Source organism: Deltaproteobacteria bacterium, from assembly GCA_003696105.1.
Lineage (GTDB): Bacteria > Myxococcota_A > Polyangia > Haliangiales > J016 > J016.
Window position 1 is genome coordinate 1 of the sequence record RFGE01000194.1, and the last position, 3,434, is coordinate 3,434.

Below are 3,434 nucleotides of genomic sequence, written 5' to 3' on the forward strand. Positions count from 1 at the left end.
ACGGTAACGACCGTGCCGCTGCCGTCGGACGACTTGAAGGGCCGCCTGATCGGCCGCGAGGGTCGAAACGTTCGCGCCATCGAGGCGGCGACCGGCACCGACATCATCATCGACGACACGCCGGAACTCATCACGATCTCGTGCTTCAACCCGGTCCGGCGCGAGGTCGCGCGCATCGCGCTGACCAAGCTGATCGCGGATGGCCGGATCCATCCGACGCGCATCGAAGAGGTGGTCGCCAAGGCCGAAAAAGAGGTCGACCGCGCGTGCGTCGAGGCGGGCGAGCAAGCGGTGTTCGACCTCGGGCTGCACCGCGTGCATCCGGAACTGGTCAAGGCGCTCGGGTCGCTGAAATACCGCATGTCGTACGCACAGAATGTCCTCGCGCACTCCGTGGAGGTCGGATACATCGCCGGATTGATGGCGGCGGAACTGGGCGTGAGCGTCAAGGCGGCCCGGCGCGCAGGCCTGTTACACGACATCGGAAAGGCCGTCGATCACGAACACGACGGGCCACACGCGCTCGTCGGCGCGCAACTCGCAAAGAAGTACCGCGAATCGCCGCGCATCTGCCAAGCGATCGCGGCACACCACGACGACGTACCGCCGGCGAGCGTGTTGGACCACATCGTTCATGCCGCCAACGCACTGTCTGGATCCCGCCCGGGGGCACGCCGCGAACAGCTGGCGACCTATATCAAACGCCTCGAAGACATCGAGGCCTTGTGCAAGGGATTCGACAATGTCACGCGGGCGTTCGCGATCCTGGCCGGACGCGAAGTGCGCGTGATCGTCGAAAACGACAAGGTCGACGATGCCGCCGCGAACTTGCTATCGAAGGAGATCGCGCGCCGCATCGAAGCCGAAGCCACCTACCCGGGCCAGATTCGCGTCGTCGTGCTCCGCGAAACCCGAGCGAGCGAGTACGCGTCATGACGGTGTTGGCAGAACTGGATGCCCGTGGCCTCCTGCAGGACGTCTCCGGGCGCGACGAACTCGACGCTCTGCTCGCAAGCGAACCGGTGCCGTTTTATGCCGGCTATGACCCCACCGGCACGTCGCTGCACGTCGGGAGCCTCGTGCCGATCGTGGTGCAATGGCGCCTCCAGCAGGCCGGGCACAAGCCGATCGTGCTCGTCGGTGGCGCTACCGGCATGATTGGCGACCCGTCGGGGCGAAGCGACGAGCGAGCCCTGCTCGACCGCGAAACCATCGCCGCGAACGTCGATGCCATTCGCGCGCAGTTGTCGAAGTTCCTGCGGTTCGACGACTCGCCGTCCGGCGCGATCATGGTGGACAACTACGACTGGTTCGCCCGTATCGGCTTCATCGACTTCCTCCGCGACGTCGGCAAGCACCTGACCGTCAACTACATGATCGCGAAGGACTCGGTGCGATCGCGCCTGGAGGACCGCGATCAGGGCATCAGCTTCACCGAGTTCTCGTACATGCTGCTACAGGCGTACGACTTCGTGGTGCTCGCGCGGCGCTACGGCTGCCGACTGCAGGTCGGAGGCAGCGACCAGTGGGGCAACATCACCGCGGGAATCGAACTTGCGCGCAAGCTCGGCGATGTCCCCAAGCTGTTCGGCCTCACCGCACCCCTGCTGGTCGACGCCGACGGCAACAAGATGGGCAAGACCGCAGCCGGCACTCGCATCTGGCTCGACCCGGCCCGCACGTCGCCCTATGCGTTCTACCAGTACTGGCTCAATCAGGACGACCGCGACGTCGATCGCCTGCTGCGGATGTTCTCGCCCCGACCGCTCACCGAGATCGCCGACCTGGTGACCGAACACGCCCGAGCGCCACACGAGCGGCGGGCTCAACGCGCCCTCGCGGAGGACGTGACCGCATTCGTGCACGGCGCCGATGCGGCACGGCGAGCCGCCGCCGCGAGCGCGGTCATGTTCGGCGGCTCGCTCGACGAACTCACCGACGCCGATCTCGACGCGCTGCGAGCCGACGTGCCGGCGACGACCGTCCCGCGGGTCGAATTGGAGCGCGGCATCCCGCTGGTCGAGCTGCTCGTTCGCACCGGCCTTGCGTCGTCCAAGGGCGCCGCTCGGCGGTTGGTGACCGGCGGCGGCGTGTACCTGAACAACCGCCGCGTCGCCGACCCGGCGCGGACGGTCGGTCTGACCGACCTCGCCACCGAAACGACCCTCATCCTTCGCGCCGGCAAGAAGACCTATCACCTCGTCCAGGCCCGCTGACGCGCCACCCGAGCCGGAACAGGTCCCCACCGGGCGGCGGCCGTGTGGCCGGCCCCTGCGCGCGCTCACGTTAGAACGCACGAGGCAGGTCTGCCCGGGCTCGGTAGGCTGTCGAGCGTCCCGCCGCCCCCACCTCGCAGCGCGGCCGTGCTCGGTGCCGCGGTTGCGGACCGACGCATTGTCCGGGCGCAACGGGCGGGAGCACCGCGCCCGATTGAACCGCGAAATCGCTTTCCCCTGTCTCGCTCGTCCCCACCGCCGCGGGCCGCGTCACAATCCGCGAGCGTGGTTCGCCGACATATCCAGCGCACTGCGGTCGGTCGGACTGGCACCCTCCCCGTGGATCGCACCCCGCGCCCCCCGCGGCCATGAATCGCAGCCCGCGCCCCCGCGCCGTGGCTCGCGCCCCGCCGCCCCCGCGTTCGACCACACGCTGCGCGCATCACCGGTACGGTCAGAACTCCGTCGCTTCGAACTCGCGCTACTCCGCGCGCGTCAGCCATCGGCGACCGTGGTGGAGGATAAGGGATTCGAACCCTCGACCTCAGGCTTGCAAAGCCCGCGCTCTCCCAGCTGAGCTAATCCCCCGTTCGTAGTGGGCATCGTCGCTGCCGCACGCAAGAGTAGCAAAAAAAAGAGGGCCCCTCACCAAGGGCGAGAGGCCCATAAAACCCGGCAGCGTCCTACTCTCCCACAGGGTGGCCCCTGCAGTACCATCGGCTCTGGAGGGCTTAACTTCCGTGTTCGGGATGGGAACGGGTGTGGCCCCTCCGACATTGCCGCCGGAAACCGTGAAACGCGAGTTGCGCTGATTCGCTGCGCTCCCATCGCGGGAGATGAACTCCACCCTGCGTGCCACAGGAACGTCGCACGCAGAAAAAAAAGGTGGTCAAGCCTCACGACCGATTAGTACTGGTTAGCTCCACGCATTGCTGCGCTTCCACATCCAGCCTATCAACCATGTCGTCTACATGGGGTCTTCAGGAGGCCGAAGCCTCAGGGACGCCTTATCTTGGAGTGGGCTTCCCGCTTAGATGCTTTCAGCGGTTATCCCTTCCGAACATAGCTACCCGGCAATGCCACTGGCGTGACAACCGGAACACTAGCGGTTCGTCCATCCCGGTCCTCTCGTACTAAGGACAGATCTCCTCAAGCGTCCTGCGCCCACGGCGGATAGGGACCGAACTGTCTCACGACGTTCTGAACCCAGCTCGCGTA

General features: G+C 66.4%; 2 protein-coding genes, 1 tRNA gene and 2 rRNA genes. 2 read left to right on the forward strand and 3 right to left on the reverse strand.

All coding sequences use genetic code 11. The features are described 5' to 3' along the window. A partial coding sequence (gene rny, locus D6689_12790; protein RMH40764.1) for a ribonuclease Y occupies positions 1-936 on the forward strand: 936 nt, incomplete at its 5' end. Next, the gene (locus D6689_12795; GenBank protein RMH40765.1) at positions 933-2,216 is read left to right on the forward strand and encodes a tyrosine--tRNA ligase; all 1,284 of its coding nucleotides are present in this window, start codon (positions 933-935) and stop codon (positions 2,214-2,216) included. The genes rny and D6689_12795, both read left to right, overlap by 4 nt. 512 nt (positions 2,217-2,728) lie before the next feature. On the opposite strand, the gene D6689_12800 is transcribed toward D6689_12795, so the two are convergent. From D6689_12800 to D6689_12810, 3 genes are all read right to left on the reverse strand, one after another. Continuing rightward, positions 2,729-2,804: transfer RNA gene (locus D6689_12800), tRNA-Ala, on the reverse strand. Between the two features lie 82 nt (positions 2,805-2,886). Next, positions 2,887-3,003: ribosomal RNA gene (gene rrf / locus D6689_12805) — 5S ribosomal RNA — on the reverse strand. Between the two features lie 92 nt (positions 3,004-3,095). Continuing rightward, a 23S ribosomal RNA gene (locus D6689_12810) occupies positions 3,096-3,434 on the reverse strand; the annotation flags it as partial.